At 44.3% G+C, this 18,820-nt stretch carries 10 protein-coding genes and 2 rRNA genes; 4 read left to right on the forward strand and 8 right to left on the reverse strand.

From position 1 onward, the window contains the following. Positions 1-108, forward strand: a 23S ribosomal RNA gene (locus P0M11_RS00005); the annotation flags it as partial. A 185-nt stretch (positions 109-293) separates the two neighbouring features. Next, a 5S ribosomal RNA gene (gene rrf, locus P0M11_RS00010) occupies positions 294-401 on the forward strand. A 760-nt stretch (positions 402-1,161) separates the two neighbouring features. Here the strand turns inward: rrf and P0M11_RS00015 are convergent. The 8 genes from P0M11_RS00015 to P0M11_RS00050 all read right to left on the reverse strand — a co-directional run bounded on the left by P0M11_RS00015 (position 1,162) and on the right by P0M11_RS00050 (position 17,054). Further along, entirely contained in the window at positions 1,162-5,031 is a 3,870-nt protein-coding gene (locus tag P0M11_RS00015; RefSeq protein ID WP_275623900.1) for a hypothetical protein, read from the reverse strand. 17 nt (positions 5,032-5,048) lie between these two features. Further along, positions 5,049-9,926: a hypothetical protein gene (locus tag P0M11_RS00020; RefSeq protein WP_275623901.1), complete on the reverse strand. Its 4,878-nt coding sequence runs from the start codon at positions 9,924-9,926 to the stop codon at positions 5,049-5,051. Positions 9,927-10,357: 431 nt separating this feature from the next. After that, complete coding sequence (locus P0M11_RS00025; protein ID WP_275623902.1) at positions 10,358-11,923, reverse strand: hypothetical protein; 1,566 nt, start codon at positions 11,921-11,923, stop codon at positions 10,358-10,360. Positions 11,924-12,026: 103 nt separating this feature from the next. Then, positions 12,027-12,827 carry an SDR family NAD(P)-dependent oxidoreductase gene (locus P0M11_RS00030; protein ID WP_275623903.1) on the reverse strand — a complete coding sequence of 267 codons (801 nt, stop codon included), beginning with the start codon at positions 12,825-12,827 and terminating at the stop codon, positions 12,027-12,029. Beyond that, the gene (locus P0M11_RS00035) at positions 12,817-14,067 is read right to left on the reverse strand and encodes a 3-phosphoshikimate 1-carboxyvinyltransferase (RefSeq protein WP_275623904.1); all 1,251 of its coding nucleotides are present in this window, start codon (positions 14,065-14,067) and stop codon (positions 12,817-12,819) included. Before P0M11_RS00035 ends, P0M11_RS00030 begins: the two co-directional genes overlap by 11 nt. Further along, positions 14,064-15,299 carry a hypothetical protein gene (locus tag P0M11_RS00040; protein ID WP_275623905.1) on the reverse strand — a complete coding sequence of 412 codons (1,236 nt, stop codon included), beginning with the start codon at positions 15,297-15,299 and terminating at the stop codon, positions 14,064-14,066. The genes P0M11_RS00035 and P0M11_RS00040 overlap by 4 nt, the downstream gene beginning before the upstream one ends. Then, positions 15,300-15,635, reverse strand: coding sequence for a nucleotide pyrophosphohydrolase (locus P0M11_RS00045; RefSeq protein WP_275623906.1), 336 nt, complete (start codon positions 15,633-15,635; stop codon positions 15,300-15,302). 18 nt (positions 15,636-15,653) lie between these two features. Then, positions 15,654-17,054: a hypothetical protein gene (locus tag P0M11_RS00050; protein ID WP_275623907.1), complete on the reverse strand. Its 1,401-nt coding sequence runs from the start codon at positions 17,052-17,054 to the stop codon at positions 15,654-15,656. Between the two features lie 180 nt (positions 17,055-17,234). On the opposite strand from P0M11_RS00050, the gene P0M11_RS00055 reads away from it, so the two are divergent. Both P0M11_RS00055 and P0M11_RS00060 read left to right on the forward strand, forming a co-directional pair. Then, positions 17,235-17,486 carry a type B 50S ribosomal protein L31 gene (locus P0M11_RS00055; RefSeq protein WP_158065028.1) on the forward strand — a complete coding sequence of 84 codons (252 nt, stop codon included), beginning with the start codon at positions 17,235-17,237 and terminating at the stop codon, positions 17,484-17,486. A 94-nt stretch (positions 17,487-17,580) separates the two neighbouring features. Then, positions 17,581-18,741, forward strand: coding sequence for a GlmU family protein (locus P0M11_RS00060; protein WP_275623908.1), 1,161 nt, complete (start codon positions 17,581-17,583; stop codon positions 18,739-18,741). Positions 18,742-18,820 lie beyond the last annotated feature (79 nt).

Genomic DNA, 18,820 nt, shown 5'->3' on the forward strand with positions numbered 1-18,820 from the left:
TGAGACATCTTTTAAGGGTCGTGGGAGATGACCACGTTGATAGGCTACAGGTGTAAAGTCAGTAATGGCATAGCCGAGTAGTACTAATTACCCGTAGATTTATAGCCTGATATAGGCGCACCCAGCAGGTGCATGTACGGTTATCTCTTTGTGAACGTTTTTATCGATTTTTTAAATCAGACAGAAGATTTAAAGACAAGAGATAAGAGACTAATGTCTCGTGTCTCAAATCTATCCATCTCCAATCTATTTAAATAACATATACTGTACAACCTTTTGTACAAAACAACCTTTAGGGTGGTTTTAGCAGAGGGGCTCACCTGTTCCCATTCCGAACACAGAAGTTAAGCCCTCTAGCGCCGATGGTACTGCGAAAGCGGGAGAGTAGGTCGCCGCCAGTTTTTTTTCATCCGCCTCGGCGGGACACAATCCTCAATCACACACGTGGTTGGGGATTTTTTTGTTTGGTGGAATAAAGAACAAAGAACAAAGAGCAAAGACTTCAGATATGAGATATTAGAGGTTAGAGGTTAGAGGTTAGAAGTTAGAAGTTAGAAGTTAGATATGAGAGTTTAGAAGTTAGATATGCCTGGTTAATCTGCTTACAGCTTACAGCTTACTGCCTATAGCTTACTGCTTATAGCTTACTGCTTACCGCCTACAGCAGCTATCTGCCCGCTAAATGCTGACCGGAAGACGCAGAAACCAATCACCAGTCACCAGTCACCAACGGCCAGTTAGAAGTGAGATATGAGAGGTTACGCTGCTTACAGCTAACAGCTTACAGCTTACAGCCTACAGCTGATGGCTGACTGCTGACCGCTGATGGCTGACCGCAGAAACCAATCACCAGTCACCAGTCACCACTCACCAACGGGCAGTTAGAAGTGAGATATGAGAGGTTAGGCTGCTTTCAGCCTACAGCTTACTGCTTATAGCTTACTGCTTATAGCCTACTGCTTACCGCTTACAGCAGCTATCTGCCCGCTAAATGCTGACCGGAAGACGCAGAAACCAATCACCAGTCACCAATCACCAACGGCCAGTTAGAAGTGAGATATGAGAGGTTAGGCTGCTTACAGCTTCCTGCTTACAGCTTACAGCCTACAGCTGATGGCTGACTGCTGGCCGCAGAAACCAACCACCAGTCACCAATCACCACTAACAATCCTCACAGCACACTTCAGTTATCGGTACGAGCCTGGAACTTCGGTAAATCCTGTACTGTCCCAGCATATCAGTAAGCGGATTCGCTATGTTGCGGTTTTTTATATAATCGTCGTAGGAGATTTCATGGTCATTCCTTTTATTTCGGGTGTCATACTGCCATTTATTGTTCAGCGGAAACATTTCCACAGCAAGTACGCTCAGATTATTGTTCCTTGGAAGACCCAGTTCTTCAAGTTTGTTTCCAATCTCATTTACAGTGAGGCGTGCAGTACCTTTTTTATTTCCTTGTGGCCTTAACATAGCTCCATTATGAGATTTCCCGGGATCAAATAATAATGGTCCGGAATCAATCAGAATGTTCCTGAAAGATTCGCCATCGGCCTGCATAACCTGTGTATACAGGAGATACCACAATGAAGTGTTAGGTGGAAAAGCTGTTATATCCTCCCCGTTGAGCACCGCGTTTGCGAAATGTGCCGTAATCTCAATTTCTTTTTTTGCAAGTGGATTCGCTGTTTCTGCCCGGTAGGCGTTGCACACCAGTTCAGGAGCCGGATGCTGTACGCCATTCACTTTTAGCCTACGCCCGTAGCGGCCCTGTGAAGTACTCCATAACTCCTTTTTATGTCCAAGCCGTATTTCATAAGTAAAAAAGCCAAATAATTCATCACTGTTTCCATGCATACCGAGCGGAAGCGGTAGCAAATAGGTACGCGGATTATCTGTGGATGCGGGAATCATTTCCTGTAAGACACCAATACCTGCAAAGTCATTGCTCATCCCTGGGATTATTTCGCGTATTTCTTCGGGGTTAAGGCGTATTGGCAGGTCCTCGCTGATTTCTGTAATCAGATCATTATCCACACGGCACAGGTAAGGATCTGGCGAGTAAGCAAGAACTCTGGCGAAGTAAGTATCTTTCGGGTCCTTAGGTGCTTCATCAAATTCAAACCAGATATACTTCTGCCTTTCATCCGAAGAGCGGTAGAATTCTTTGTCATAAGCATAATTGCTCATGGCTATACCGATTGAAACCATCTTTGGGATCTGGTGCGGAATGGTAGTTATTGGCAAATCAATCTGCAGTATTTCAGGTTCATCCTTACGGGTAGCTTCGTAACCTTTTTTATAGTTGGGCACTAATCTGTATTGAGCCGAAATCTCCCGTGGAAAATTTTTGAGGTATTTATCAGGATCGATACAGTCCAGAAAGATAATTCTGCTTGCCTGCCGGTCGGCTTCATCCAGCATCGTCATACTGGCAACATCTTTCACACTTATGCTGCCCACCTCTTCCTCAGTTTCGCCGGGACGGTTTATTTTTCTGAACACCGTAAAACTGTCTTCATGTAAGCCCTTCCACGACCAATCCCGCAGCAAACTGAAATCCAAAGTGACCAGCCAGCGGTTGAACAGTTCTTTTGAACTGGACAACGTTACTGAGCCTGAGTCAGGAGAAAGCGAATGCCGCAACTCATTACTTGCACCAAACTGTACGCGTTTCCCTTTTTCGCCATGAATGGTAAGGTTGCGGACTGTTAGATTAAGGGCATCAGCCAGTCGCTGCAGTTCAGGAGAGGTTTTGTTTGATGTAATTTTTACAAGGTCCAGTTTAGATTTGGATATTGCAGCAAGTTCAGGCTGCGGGTCCGGTTGAAGATAGAATGCCCGCAGGCCACCATCTATGGGCGAAAGCAGATCGCTTTCATCTTCGGCAATTTTGAAAGAGGTCAGCATCGTGCTGCTGCCTTCTTTTACAAAGGGTGCGGCATAGTCGCCTTCAAGGTCAGCTCCGTCTACTATCGGCGTAAGTGTCAGCCTGACTTCCCTGGATGTCGGGAGAATTAAATCATTCGGACCTTCATCATCCAACGGGTTCAGGATTTTTATGTCCTGATAGATGATGTTGATTTCTGCTTCAAGATCATAATTCTCTGTCTCTTGATCAAAAGGGATTTCAAATATCTTTTCTTTCCAGGCGAAGAATGATTCCTTACCGTTAATTGACTGCACATTATCCATTTCCAGGGATTTTATCTCTACCAGGATTTTAAATGTTTTTATATCGGGGTCCGGTAGTCCTACGGTATGCTGGACACGGCTGTCAGAATTTTGTGGAGGTGGAATGTTTTCAATTTTTTGTTTAAGCAAAGTTACCGCGTCGCTATATTTACCTGTAAATGCAACCGCGGGATAGCTGAGCAGCGGGCGCTTGATCCGCAATTTGTTTGAAGCATCCAGTAAATTTTCCAGTATGCTGGTGTCTTTTACAGTGGCAACAGACTGTAACTTGTGAAAAGCATCAACATTAGCGATTATGAGTTTACCTGCTTGCACATTTCTTCTGAAATGTACATCTGCAACGGGTTTCTGACCACCGTTCATCTGTTCATCTTCCACCCGGGGACCACCGCCCGAAATATCCATCAGACGGATACGGAACTGGTAATCATTTCCGTAAATAAGATCAACTTTGTGATCTTCATCCTGTTGGTAGGGATGGAATGTCGGTTTTGGTTTCAGGTTGATGGCATTACTGCTGCCCGCTTTCTGTACCGGCACCCTCGTTTTTGCTAAATGATAAATTTCCTCAGCATCTTTGTCCGGAACCACCATACACTTACCGTTCCATGAGGCAAAATACATCGGCAGCCAGAAACCCTCTTCCATTGTATTTCCATGTGAGGTAGGATAAACTTCAGTAGGCAGTTCTAAGGACTGACCCGCCGGAACCAGCGTTTCTCCGTTAATCAGCATATCCTGCCGCACTACAATCCTATTTTGCGATGACCATTTGGTGTCACCTAACTTCCTCACATCCACCTTATAACCGAGTACACCTAACGGAGCGTCAATTTTCTGCTCTGTTATCTCATCTTTTTGCCTGAGTTGGCGGTTGCCCCAGATAATCAGTTGCTCATCGTCCCAGCCCAGTCGCAGACCCACATCCATGACCGGAGGGTTACTCACGTCTTTTTCCTGGAGCAAATCCTGATTCACGGGCTGGTTCGCATGCACAATCCTAGCAAAACCATCATTATAAATCAACGATTCCTGCATCACTTCATCGTACGTGGCGGTATTCACAGCCACCTCCTTAACCGGAAAAAGAACCGGTGAAAACAGTCTGCGGTCTCCCTTAAGAGCCGGGATCCTGGCTGCGTAAACCGCGGTTTGTACACTGCCAAATGAACTCGCAGGTGCAAACCGGTGGAAGAGCCAGCCGCCTTTATCAAGCACCGACAGGTCCACTTCTATACTGGCTTTGATTATAAATCCTGCTTTTTCAGCGAGCAGAGGATTGCGCAGGATGAAGGCCATCAGTTTTCCCCAGGAGATATAATTTCTGTTGGTAACCGGATCTGTATTTTTCTTTTCCTTATTCTTTATAATACACTCATATTCATCATCTGTAACCGCAAACCGTGTTCTGGGGCTGGTAAAGTTGAATGCCTTCCGGTAAGTTTCGGGTAAGTATTTCCTGATTGCCACATTCTTAGCTGCATACTGCTGTATTTGCTGGGATGCACCGGAATCTTTATTGAGATTTTTATCAGAGGTTACCTTGAGTCCGTCATTCAGCTCCAGCTGCTGCATCACCGCAGTAATTGTGTTTCGCTTATGGGTTGGGGGAGAATTGATCTCCGGGATTTCCGAAAAAGCAGCGGCGGAAAAGAGAGGTAGACCCTCCAGTCCCTTAATCATTTTTGTTTCAAGTTCAAAATTTGTGTCGGCAAAAGCCGGAATTCCGTTGACGCTCTCCAGCAGATTTATATTGCGCGGTAAAACCATAATATTAAAGTAAAGTCTGCCGGATTCATATTTCTGCGGAAAAGTAAGTAAGCTGTATAAGGGTTCCATGGTTTAATCGTGTTTGGTTAACTGATCTGTCGGGTTTCCTCCCAGGTTTCCGTAAAGTTGATGTTGATGACAAATGCAATCGAAATATCAAGTGCAAATGTGCATTTGGCAATACAGTTGGTAGGTTGGCTGGAATCCACCTTTTTGTGGATCTGTCCGGCTGCTTCTATAGAAATTGTTATGGTAACGATACCACCCAGAATTTCCACCCGGCCTCTGAAGTAGATGAATGCGCCTACGATAACGTCCATGCTGTTTATCTTAATATCCACACCCACCATAAAGAGAACCGCTACGGAGCCAATAACAGGTAATCCGACAGCCAGTTCCACTCCGAAACCAAATTTAAAATAGAGTGTAGGCGGTGTGTTAAGGTCGGCAGCCAGACCTACTTCCGCACGGCCTACCGCATAGATTGTGGCTGCGGCTACACTCACACACATCACTCGCAAATCCGCACCCAACTCCAGATAGGCGCCCACAGAAGGTTTCAGCTGATTTATCGTATTTGGAATCTTGATAGGCTGATTAAAGTATACCCCAAGTCTGAAGAAGGCATCCAGTTTGAGTGGCGTGGTTGGTGAATTATAATTCACGGGGTCAAAAGGAAATTTGACTAGAGGTATTTCCTTATCAGCTTTGAATTTATACTCCCAACTGTCGGCCGAATTGCTCATCACGATTTTCAGCGCTTTTTTTACCGCCTCGGAAGGCTGCGTGGGATCCAGATTGTTCAGAAATTCCAGAATATCATAAATGGTCTGCAGTTCTTTACAGAGTTTTAACTGAGGGCTGCTTCCCGTATTGAATCCGGCGCTTATCTTCTTACCGTTTCCGAAATCTCCGGAGATGTACATGATGGGTTTAAAGACCAGATCCACACCTATGGTAAGATGATGCATCTGATTGCTCCAGCGGTCCTCAGATACGGAATCTGTCACATATTTGATTACCGATTTATGCGACGGATTGCCATTTTTATCAACCGCATTATATTTGATGTAAATCCTGAAAGCATCACCTTCTTTTCCGACGATATTATAATTGAAGTTTGAGGGCACTTCATAATGGAATATTTTCTTCACTCCACCAGTTACCGGGCCGTCGGGCAACAGGTCGATTACCGTTTGCGCGGCATTATCCACTTTTATTGCTTCACTCAGATTGGGGAAAGGACCTTTGGAACTGAGCAACCTGAAGCTGTCGGCCAGAAGCGCAGGGTCAGCAGTGTATTTTTCACTCTGCCCTTTTAAGTACTGTACGGAGTTCAGTAACAGTTTTTGAGTTTCTGTATTCTGCAGAAATCCGTAGGTTCTGCTGAAGCTGCTCACCGAATTCTTCAAACCATCAGGAAATGCGACAAGTGTTTTGGTGGTATTCAGCTGGAACGGGTTGCCGTGGTTTTTGGGTCTTAGTCCATCCTTCACTAAACCTACGGTACTTCCTGTTTTCAGATTCTGAACAACTCCCGTGTTTTTATCAACCTCTACGACACTCCAGCTACCGTCCGGCGGTAAAATTACCGATCCCTTTACAGATGCTACAAAGGTGATTGCCCCGTTATCGTCATTCTGATAGGAAGGATTTACCTCTACTGAATTGCTTTTAAACTTTTGAAGTGTTCTTTCTACAGGTAGAACAGCATCGATTTCGCCGCTGACGGGGTTTTGACTTTTATCCAGTATCTGCCTCAGAACTCTAGCAGGCACCGGCACACCCTGAGGTTGGAGCTGCAGATAACCTTTGAACCTCTTCCCTGTAACCTGATTATCCAAAGGATCCAGTTTCACATCAGCATCAAAATAAACGGCTACAAATTCTGCCTCTTTTGTTCCTGCTGCATTGGTTTGAAGTGCACTGTTATTTACTGAGAAATCTCCGTTCTGCAGATCATAACTGAATTTAATGACGTCATTATAGTCTTCTTTAATGTTGGTGACGTTAAAAAGCCCCTGTACCAGACCGGGGTATATATCATAAATGTTAGGATAGAACACAGTGCCATTATTGGTGGGCCAGTGAAAACTGAAGTCGAAGAGACCTTGGCCCTTAGCCACCCAGCCGCTGTCTTCACGGAAGATTACGGCGTTATTGTTCCTTAGAAAGGTTACTGTTCGGGTCGTACAGATCCCCCAGGGATAAATAACACTTACGGCCTGCACCAGTTCATAGGCAGTCCTGCCTTTCAGGACATTGAATTTGGCCTGCGCAATGGCAGCAAACTTAGCCGTAGGGTTCTGCCAGTCACTGAAGGTGCTTGCACCATAACCGGAAAAATCGATATGGGTAATGGGAACGCCGACATTCACCTCCTGATTCTGCGGGTTAAAAGCACCGTTAAAAATGGTGGTTACAGACTGGCCTAAAATGCTTACGTTAGTGAAATCAGTAAGGTTGTATAACTGCTCCGTTTTTCCTCTCATGCGGGGTGGCTGGTCAGGATTTGGATCTTTGAAGGCTGCAATTCTAAACTGGAGGCCGCCGGAGAGGCTTTGGTTTTGATGTTCAAATTTGGGCATAATGAAATCCAGGTGCCCTTGCTGCCACATTTTCTCCTGATTGTAGGGATGCAGTGATACCACTGACAGTTTGCCGTTAGGTAAGCTGAAAAGAATTTTGGACTGCAGATTTGTGGATTCACCGGTAGGCGACTTCAATGTTTCCCGGAAACTTTCCAAATAATTCCTGGGGTGTATTTTTACCGGCTTATTATACAGTTGGCTAAATACTGTAGGTACACTGTTGTTCTTCTGATTCAGAATTCCTTCAGGGGGATCCATCCCGTGGTCCGGCGGAGTGATATTGGCTACAGGTTCCCAGCTAATGTGGGGAAGTGTGAGTCCGTGCATAAAACCCATTGGTGTCTGCAGATAATTTTTATTAATGGTGACCACATTCTCATCCGTTATATTAACATCATGTGAATACAGTTTGCGCATGATGTCACGGTTTTCCATTGTAAGCGCCACACCCCAATGGTCGGATTCGGTACTCACATCAAACAGCATGAAATTATTGTTCATACGCAACTCCTGATGCTTGTATCTGTTACTGTTTACAATATTCTGAGTGTTTACTGTAAAACTTTGCTCACTGAACTGCCGGTTCATTTTAAAGGTGACCTCAGCCTCTTTCAGCCCGCTTTCCTGACTCCATTTTATGATGGCTTGAAAGACACCGGATACTACATTGTTGCGGGTCTTTTGATGTACGTAACGGTTGGCCGTATAAGGATGTGGAAGTGTAGGCAAAACATGATAGATTCCGTACTGCAGTAGTAAATTTCCTTCGTAAACATTGTTTTCGTCTTTATATTTCGCATTCAGGAATAACCCCAGTTCCTCTGTTGTTGTAAAGTATGCATTCTGGAGTGCGAACTGATACCTGGGCAATGGAGTATTGGCTCCCGGCACCTGATCTTCGGTCAGCATGTCGCTGTCCAGGATCATTAATATTTTCCCATTTTTCCCATGTACCCTGGCGTATATGCTTTTTTTTGTCTTTGGATGCACGGGCCTGTTATCGGCCAGCAGAGGTTTATTTATGTAAAAATCCGCATCAGCAAAGGCACTTATCATGTCCATCTGGCCACTTTGAGAAGTGATTTGAAGAGATCTGTAGTCCAAGAAACCTACCTTAAGCTCCATTTTTTCAGCATTTTCTGCGGAATGCTGCCAAAGTTTCAGATGGTCCTGCACCGAACCGAAAACTGCTGAATCAGAACTGAGATGTACAAGTCCGCTCATGAACAGCAGTTCGCAACTGTTCGCTTTCACCATCGCAGCGGAATTCCTGATGCCGTCCCAGATGCACCTGAGTCCCGGTCCGAGCGTTGCTCCAAGTACACCGTTGAACTTCACTTCTATACTTTGGTTTTGCACCAGGGTTGCGCTGGGCAGGAGCCACCGGAAATTGCCGGCCGGGCATCTTCCTTCCAGATGGTACAGTTTGGATTCGGATTGGCGTACTGTTAAATGATTTTCTGCGGAAGTAAGATGGAGAACAGCATGGCTTTTAACGGCATCCCAGGCAAAGGTGGACGAAAATGAACTGAGACTGATTTCCTGACCAAGTGTCTTTCCGGTGAACTTTTCACTACTTGTAATCCGGAAGCGTGAATTTAATGATTTCAGTTTGAGTATTGCCGTAGGAGTGAAAACGGAGTTCCGGCCATCGGTTCCAAGGGATTCAACTGCTTCAGGCTGGTAGGAATTGTCCAGACTGAATTCGCATTCCATCTGCGAAGTTTTTGGTATTACGATAGAGTTGTTGCCGGGAGGGAAGTTGCCACCCAATTTCACGGTGCCGGAAGAGATGCGCAGACCAATATATTTTTCCTTTGGTGCTGCGGGATCCAGCAGGTCTGCTCTTATCCAGACGCTTCCTTTAATCAGAGTAAGCGTACTGAACCGTGTGCCGGCCAAGACCAGACGGGGTAAACGGACAGGTAGGACCATTGCCGCCTGAGTTTCTCCCGGGAAAAAGATTTTAAAGTCATCTATATACCTGTAAATATTAATGAATATTTCTAGTCCGTCCAGCGTTTCGAAAGGACCCATTACCTTATCTGCCACCATAAAATGCGAACTCAGGTCCAGGCTGTCCTTCAGTGCAGACAGGGCAGCTATTGAATGATGGGCTTCCACCTCATACTCAGCACGTACAGCCGGTGGAATGGCAGTTTGCCCAATATTCTTCAGTTTCAGGATCTCGCGGTTTTTCCTTTTTTCCAAAACCAACTGCGGAGCGCGCAATGGTGCAGCGGATTTTTCGCGGATATGAGATTTCTGAAGCGCGGTTATGAGTGATTCAAGTTGCTGTGGCCGGATTTGCTGTATGGATTCCAAATCCAAATCCTGCAATAAATATATTGCTGATTTAGAGAGATCGGGCATTTTACTGAGTTTTGTGGTTGGTAGTTTTTCGTTTTTTTGTGAAAGAAACCTTTAAGGCCAAATTCCTAACACACAGGTTGGCGCCTGTAACCATCGTAGCCCTGAGATTGCATCTGTGAAATGCAATGCCTTACGAAATTAGGAAGATTTTATTCAGGTTGTATGTAAAAAGTGAAAAATACTAACGAATATACCTGTTATAAGGGATTTGTTTCAGGTGGAATCCCCAGTAGAGCACTTACCCGCGTCTGAAAGGTCTGTTTAAGGCAAACTTAAAGTGCATGAATTGAACAGGAGTGCGGGAAAGAAGGTATAGCCAAAGTTATAGCCCCGATGGAAGCGGTTACCGGCGCCCGCCGCAGGCGGGCGCCGGTAGTAGCGGACAGCGGGCTGAATGTTCCGCACCGAAGCACAGTGCGGAATGCTCCTTATTAGAACCTTGTGAGGATCCCCCAGTGAATCTTGGTGTCCCCAAACTTAATTTCGTTGCCGAATTCATTCCCGTTCGAGATCTGGAAACTCATAAGTCCTATGGGCAGAAAAAAATTAAATCCTACCCCAAAACTGTAAAGCTGGGGCTTAAGGTCAGCCATCCTGTTGTAAAGTTGCCCATACTGCAGAAACACGTCAAAAAATGCCTGATTATTTACCAGATAGCGGTATTCGGCAGCGCCATAATAGTAAAAATCTGCATACAGCGCCTCCTCATTAAACCCTCTCAGGGAGTTCCAGCCACCGAAACGCAGGAGTTCATTGGTGGTGAATTCATTCTTTGAACTCAGCATCGCAGACTCCCCTTTTAAATTGAGGTAATTGTTGCCGCGCAGGTGAAGGTTATGCTCGGCTGCCAGAAAATAACGCATTTGTACTGCATCCAGGTCCGTTGCCGAATAGTTGGTGAAAAGTGCATCAGCTTCGGCACGGACACGAGTTTTGTGCAGGAACAGTTCAATTTCGGTAGGCGCTGTATAGTCGTACCAGAGTCCCGCGCCTTTCCGGGTATAGTCAGTGCCCTGCGTATATAAGGAATCCAGCACCGTAGAAGTTTCAAATGTGCCGCGAATCCCCAATCTTTGCCGGCCGGAGAGGTTGTAATACACAGCCGGCAAAACTTTTACATTGGCAAAGGTGGAATCCTGCCGGAAGATATTAATGTTGACGCTGGCGCCTATATTAGACTGGAAAAGATAGGGAATATCGGTTTTCAGGTCGAAGGTTTGACCGTTGTCGGGGTTGCGCTGCCAATAAAGTGAGATGCTTTCAAAACCATTGAAGACATTCCTGAAGTTTAGGTTCAGTGTGCCGTTGAAGGTGAATTTCTCGTCCCTGTCATTGCCAAAGCCCAGCATACCATCAAAGGAATTTACTTTTTTCTTTTGCAGGAAGAGATAGATGTTGGTAGAATCCTGGGTAAACAGTGTTTGTGGTGGTCTTTCGAGAGCTACGAAAGGGTGGTTTTGAAGACTTCGGTTGATGGCGAGCAGATTATTTTCATCGTATCTTCGTGATCTGAATTCTTTTTCGAGATTTTTCACAAAGCGTTTTGGTACTTTATCGTATCCCTTCATTACGAAACCGTCTATTTTTCTCTGCCGGCTTCGGTTTACGGACAGCTCCACCTGCGGAATTCCGTTATTCATGCCCAGGTATTTTGTTTTTACACGGCTGAATGAGTAACCTAAATCCACATATTTTTGGTTGATGCTCTTCCGTACTGAATCCAGATTCTTGGTGTAGAAAGACCCGGATATCTTAAGGTCCGCAGCTACGCTGTCCGATAGTTTTATATTTGCGCTGTTATAATTTGGGCCTTTATCGTAGTAAATTTTGGTAAGTACTGCTTCGTCCTTTACGCTCTTCACTTCAGTAAAAAAGTGATTATTTGCGGCGAGTGAGTCCAGGAATTTTGTGGCCGAAAGTGAATCTTTTACTATTTTCCTTTCACTGGTGTTTACATCAATGAGCCAGAATTCCTTTTGCTGCGCATTGATGAACACACATAAGAGTAAAAATGATATTTGTAGCAGTCGGCACACGGTGGCAGCTTAGGAAAAACGGATATTTTCAGGTTTCATTGTGCAGAATCAATATGGTAAACTCTTAGTCCAGCTTATTATACTTTTTCATCAGCCTTTCGTAAAAGTTTTGGGGTAAAATCCATTTCAAAGGCACACCCACCTTCTGGCCGAACTTTCCAAAATAATAGTGTGCTTTCCAGTTTCTCCTGGAGATCAGTTTCTCTATGTATACAGCTACATCCAGCGGTTCAGTGCCGTCGTCAACATGAGAATTCATAAGGTCATGAACTTTGGCAAACGTAGTCCTGTAGGGTTCAGAAACAGTAGTTTTTACACGGTTTTCTGCAATTTTTGTCCTGATATCGCCCAGGTGAAGTGAGCACACCTGGATCTCCCAGGGAGAAACTTCATATCTGATGGCTTCTGTAACTTTGTCGAGTGCAGATTTCGAGGCTGAATAAAACCCACGGAAGGGCAGGCCCATTTCACTGGCAATACTGGAAATGTTAATGATCTGTCCGCTTTTCTGAGCGCGCATGGCAGGCAATACCGCCGACATTAACTGAACGGCACCCACGAGATTAAGGTTAAACAGTTTCCAGATATCGTCTTTTGTGGAATCCTCCACGGCTCCCACCATTCCCATTCCGGCATTGTTAACCAGAAGGTCAACGTGTTCACTTTCATCTGAAATTTTTCTTATGGCTGCCTGAACCTGGGTATTATCCGTGATGTCTGTAGGAATCGTGGTGAAATAGGGTGATTCTGCGGTCTTCCGGCTCAGTCCGTAAACTTTATGGCCTTTTTTGCCAAAATATTCGGCAAGTGTAAAGCCTATTCCGCCCGAGGTGCCGGTAATGATTATTGTTTTATTATTTTTCATCTGAATCTTCATGTTGTGGGGTCAGGCATAGCGCCAAATCTGACCAAAAGTTAGGATAGGATTTTTCAACAACCTCTTCATTTTTAATATTTAGGTCCTGCAGGAGACAGATGGGCGCGAAACTCATGGCCATGCGGTGATCACTGTACGTATCAATGGTGATATTTGTTGAAGGCTCTATAAAGTTAGTGCTCCAGATCGCCGAGTCTGTGGTTTCGGTAAGGCACCCGATTTTGAACAGTTCATTTTGTAGTGCCGAAAGCCGGTCTGTTTCTTTTATTTTTAAAGTTTCCAGCCCGGTAATGTGGAATGGGATTTTCAAGCCTGAAGCGGTTACACAAAGAGTTTGGGCAATATCGGGACATGCATTCATATTAAGTTCTATCCGCTCCGGATATTTAAAGTTATTATCAGGCAGGAGCGAAATTTTAGCTTCCGCACCTTCCGAAATTGTATTTACACCAAAATACTCCCAGTAAAGTTCTCTTACCACCGAATCTCCCTGAAGTGAATAGGGCTTAAAGCATTTTAAGTTGATACTGCTTCTGCCAAGAGCTGCCAGCGAATAAAAATAGGAAGCGGAACTCCAGTCACTTTCTATGATAAATGGCACGATCTGAGAATTTTTTTCGGTCTGAATAGTGGGCTTCACCGTTATCCTGTTCTCCTCCCAACTGTTTGTGATTCCGATCGTCCGAAGGATTTTAAGTGTCATCTCAAGATAAGGTATGGAGGTTATTTTCCCTTCCAGAATAATGGTTAGGCCGTTTTCAAGTTTTGCAGCAATCAGCATAAGTGAAGTGATAAACTGGCTGGACACATTTGCCTGAACCCTTACTTCGCCCCCACTTAGTTTGCGGCCCGTGATCTTTAAGGGAGGGTAGCCTTCATTTTCCAGAAAGTCGATCTGTGCGCCCAATTGCTTTAAAGCATCCACCAAAGGTTTAATGGGACGCTCTTTCATCCTTTCCGAACCCGTAAGTACCGTTGTCCTGCCTTCCTGAATGGCAAAGTAGGAGGTGAGGAAGCGCATAGCCGTGCCTGCGTGATGGACATCTACCGTATCTGAACTGTTTTGCAGCGCAGCCTGAAGAAGGCGCGTGTCCTGAGAATCTGAAAGATTTTTAATTTTTATATTACTGAACTGCGCATGCAGAATCAGTAAACGGTTCGATATGCTTTTCGAACCGCTGATTTCAATGGTCTTGTTACTTAAAAGTGTAGATTTTTTGAGAATCATCTGCTGTAATATACTTTACCGTCCTGATTGGCATATGCGAAGAATTTACCGTCCTCATCAAAAAGCTGAATCAGCTGGAATCCTTCTCTTCCAAAATCTTTCTTTGCAAAATGAGGGAACTTTACAAATTTGCCGGGGTAGGTTTTTTGTTTGTTATTCTCTGTTTCAATGATTCGGTAAACCCCGTCCACGCGCACAACATAAGTGCTGCAGAAAACGCATTTTCCTTCGTCCAGGATAATTTCATCATAAGACGGCGCTAGAATCCAGTTTTTTGTTTGGTTGCCGAAATAGCCCCATTTACCGTCAACTTTCACCAGATTTGCATATTCTTTCGTAAGTTTATGATTAACGAGGGTCATCGTCTGGTCGGTAAAAGGTTCGGTATATCGCTTATTCAGTTCAACCATTTTGATCTCCAGCGCAATATTGTCATTTTTTTGTTCCGGTTTATTTTGCGGAGATTTTATTCCTTCCTGAGCATAAGCGTGCGGTGGGGGCGGTGGTGAATAGGAACTGTAGCTTTCGGATACTGATCTCCCAAAGCCTGAAGAGGGCGAAACAGGCTCCGAATTATGTGTTTTTATCCTGCCGTTTTCAAAGGTTATAGTGAGCTGATTCAAGGTTGTTTCTCTCGCCAAAACATATTTTACGTTGAAGCTTACAGGGAACCTGTCGTAATCCGTATCCACATCAACAGCATTCTCGAAAAAGGTCCTGGTCACCTTCATGGTTTTCTTACTAAGCAAAAGCAAACTGTATTTACCGTTCAGATCATTGGTTAGGATTAAAATTTCATCCTTCAATGCGGGCTTTTTCTCATCTTCAATAAAATTAACAAAACGGAAAGACTGCTCGAAGACTTTTTTACCGCTTAAGGTATACACATCTGTGACGCTGTTTCGGGAATCATCTGCACCGAAATCCCTTGTGTTTTTCAAATTTACCGCAGTTATGAATGAAGAATCCAAATTGAAGTAATTGTAATCTGTATCACTTAGCCTGATCTTGTTATCAGTAATGTAAGTGGTTTTAAAACCGTTCGCACTTCTTTTTGTAGCGGTAAATTCCCCGGGAGCATGTACGTCAATCACATCAAAAGTTGCCGGCATAAGCAATTTCCCGTTTTCGTCCGCGATGCCGAACCTGTCGCCTATCCTGTAGGGAACAGTAACCTGCGCCCATGAAAAACCGAATAGAGCTATAAGGAAAGCTGTTAGAAATTTGTGCATTTAAGGTTTTAATTTTTCATTGTTATGATGACGGGTGGCGTCCCGCTCGGTTTTCAGCTTCATCTTTTTGTCGAAAGCAGCCTGTAAATCAGTACCTGTTTGATTGGCCAGGCACAAAGTAACAAATAACACGTCCGCCAACTCTTCGCCCAGATCTTTTCCTTTATCGGACTCTTTCTCACTCTGTTCGCCGTATCTTCTGGCAATGATCCGTGCCACTTCGCCAACCTCTTCGGTAAGCATGGCCATATTGGTCAGTTCGTTGAAATAGCGGACACCCACAGTACTGATCCAGGCGTCCACCTTCCTTTGAAGGGCTGTTATTTCTTGTTCCATAGATTTTGTGCTGAAGAATTACTGGTATGCGCCCAGTGTAGGGTTCGATGTACGGGAGATTTTCACGATATCCAGGGGCACGGTTGCGGCAATACCTGCGGAACCTTTCCCTTTGGCGTAAGAGTCTGCTACAACCCTTAAATTCATTTTCTCAGTATAGTAGTTCATGAATGCCGGATCTGTATTCTTAAAGGAGTTAATGATTCCCGGACTGGTATCAAAATTAAAGCCGGCACCTGCATCGTATTTCAGCAGAGTGTTCCGGATCTGGTAATTGAATGTTTGGCCACTTATAGGTTTAAGCTGAAGAGCATTGGCGCTTTTGGTGTAGAGAATGGAGTTCCCGATAATGAGGCTGAGCGGCGCGGTTTCTGTCTGGCCGCTGCTGTTTATCCATTCGTTGGCCGCATACATCGCTAAACCGCTTCCCGTGCCGGTAAGTTGCCAATAATTAGCTAGCGTGGAATGGATGATATTGTAATTTCCGCCCTTAAAAATACCAAAATCGGCATTCTGGCAGTTATTCATCACCAAATTTTCAGCATTTACAGTTGAGTTTACAGCATAAATGCCATATTCATCAAAGGTGTGTATAATGGAGTTTTTTATAGTCGCAGCAGCTTCACGTAAATCCAGACCTCGTATTCCGCCAAAAACTCTGGCGTAATTCATATTTACTGTGGATCCTGGTTCAAACCGCATTGAGTTCCAGTTTTTGGGAATAGTGTCGTATTTTGGATCGTTCCTGTCGCCGCGGATAATTACCTCATCATCCAGATTCCCGTTGATATTTACGGTAGCTCCGCCTGCCACCTTCATACCACTGTTCCTAAAGAAATAAACTTTAGTGCCCTGCTCAATATTCAGTGTGCTGCCCGGGGCAACAGTTAGATCACCGTAAATAATTTTAGCCCGGCTGTCATTCCATGTAATGTTTCCGGAAAGGATATTGGGATTGCCGGGTGTCTCAACAAAAAATTCAGCGTCCTGAACTACAGAGAAGAGTGTCACATGCTGCTTGCCGGCAGGGGTGGTAAAAAAGATTCGGTCTTCTGCAATGGCCTCGGGCGATGATGCCGTAGGAGCGATTTCTACAAAAATATAGAGACTGTCCTTTTTCCGGAGTGGTACATTATTAAAAGAATATCCGGACTTACCATCCACATTTATCCTGTATAGTGAAGAGGCACCGCGGCCCAGTTCAATATTTGGGATCATAATATCCCTGTCCTCGGTATTGTATACCTTCACAGCGTAAGATTCGGAACGGACCTGATGGTATACGGTATCACAAAACACAGTATCTGCTGAAAAGCGAAGTTCCTGAGAAGGAGCCTCAAAACTAATTTCGTCCCTGTTGCAGGACACCATAAGCAGCGCTGCCCAGAAGAACACTGCTGCAATTATTTTTAATTTCATATCCTCACTAATAGATTTCAAATTTAACGAAAAAAGCGGAACATTAAATTGCAAAAAATGAGATCTCTATGTTGCAGGTTTGAAAATTATTAGTATTTTTGCACTCTAAAATTCAGCAGAGAAAGATCCATTACTTATTTCAACGCTAATTTTTTGTAATTAATTTAAATTTAATAAGTTATGAAAAACGGTATCCACCCTGAAAATTATAGACTTGTTGTTTTCAAAGATATGAGTAACGACGAGATGTTTCTAAGTAAGTCTACTGCTGAGACTAAAGACGTTATTGAGTATGAAGGTGAGACTTATCCACTGATCAAAATGGAAATCTCTTCAACTTCACACCCTTTCTACACCGGTAAAACCAAACTGGTTGATACAGCAGGACGTGTAGACAAGTTCATGAACAAGTATAAGAAATTCGCAAAGTAATTTACGGATCTTAACCATATTAAGAGTCTTCCAAATTTTTTGGAGGACTTTTTTTATTAAATTTGAAGCCCTTCTCATTCATAAATTCCACCCCATGCAACTTGTTTTTTCTGATGCCCAATACTGGCAGAATTTCCTGCCGCTAACTTTTACAAGACCTGTAGCCGAAATGCGCTGCGGTATATTAACATTTGCCGAAAGATGGCAAAAGTTGCTGGGAAGCAATACGCTATCTTATTTTACTGAGGAGTTCCTGCAGCCCAAATTTCAGGCGCCCGAACCGGAGGAAAGTCTTTTTCTGGTGCCTAATTTTCTGCCTACCAAAGACGTCCTGCACCAAATACGCAGCCTCCAAAAAGGTGAGGCGCTGGTGTATGAAGATGAACTGCTTGCTGCAAGGGTAAATATTAAAGACTTTTCGCTTTCGCAGATTGAAAAGATGACGGATATTACGGAGGAGCTGGTTTTCTTCCGGAAACCAACAGATTTATTTTCCTATAATTCCGAGGCAATTGATTTCGATTTTAATCTGTTGACCAATGGCCGTACCTCCCAACCGCTTTCATCAACAAATGGGTTTCTTGGAAAGGAGGAAGATTTATTCATTGAAGAAGGAGCCTCTATTGAGTTCTCCACCATCAATTGCCGCAGCGGAAAGATCTATATAGGTAAAGATGCTGAAGTGATGGAGGGATGTAACCTTAGAGGTCCGATTGCCCTTTGTGAAGGATCCAAGTTTAACCTTGGTGCCAAAATTTATGGCGATACTACCGTTGGACCCCATTCCAAGGTAGGTGGAGAAGTAAATAATGTGGTCATTTTCGGGTTTTCCAATAAAGGACACGATGGTTTTATAGGGAATTCCGTTATCGGTGAATGGTGCAATCTGGGCGCCGATACCAATTCTTCTAATCTGAAAAATAATTATTCCACCGTTAAACTATGGTCCTATAGCAGTGAATCCATGGAAGATACGGGTCTGCAGTTCTGCGGACTTATAATGGGCGATCATTCCAAAGCCGCCATCAATACCCAGTTCAATACAGGAACGGTAGTTGGTGTAGCTGCCAATATCTTCAAAGCAGGCTTCCCACCCAATCATATACCCTCCTTCAGTTGGGGCGGGATGACTGGTGATGAAAAATTCAGACTGGATAAAGCAGTTGAGGTTGCCGGAAAAGTAATGGCCAGACGTAAGGTGGAACTCACCGGCGCGGATGAAGCTATTTTCAGCTATCTTCATCATAATTACTAAGTGTCGGTATCCTTTGGTTTTTATTCAGAGGGGTTGAAGCATAACAGAAATTCAACTGCAAAGGAGTTAATTATCAGAA

This window comes from Kaistella sp. PBT33-4 (genome assembly GCF_029194425.1).
Taxonomy (GTDB): Bacteria; Bacteroidota; Bacteroidia; order Flavobacteriales; family Weeksellaceae; genus Marnyiella.